1 pseudogene is annotated in these 271 nt (G+C 35.1%); it reads right to left on the reverse strand.

Annotation, left to right across the window (positions count from 1 at the left end):
- Window positions 1-145 precede the first annotated feature (145 nt).
- Window positions 146-271: pseudogene (locus tag SB756_RS30315) on the reverse strand (transposase); the annotation flags it as partial.

Here is a 271-nt window from a genome sequence, read left to right on the forward strand (position 1 = left end):
GTGATTAATGGGCTTTTAAAATCTTAATGCACAAAGAGAAGCGAATGAGGAGTAAATGAGTAGCCAAAGTAAGTAGGGTTAACTTATTTTGTAGACGTAGAGCTTGCTCACGTTAGAAGCGACAGCTTCTTGTTTTACATGCTATTTAATTTAAATAAATACAATCCCAGAATGGATATTGCCCGACACTTTTTACTATGCCAGTTCTTAGTGGGTTAGCAACAATATAACGAGCTTGATTAATTAAATCTTTTTCAGAACGAAGCTGATG

Origin of the sequence: Pseudomonas sp. SIMBA_068 (genome assembly GCF_046534705.1) — a bacterium.
In the GTDB taxonomy this organism is placed as follows: domain Bacteria; phylum Pseudomonadota; class Gammaproteobacteria; order Pseudomonadales; family Pseudomonadaceae; genus Aquipseudomonas; species Aquipseudomonas putida.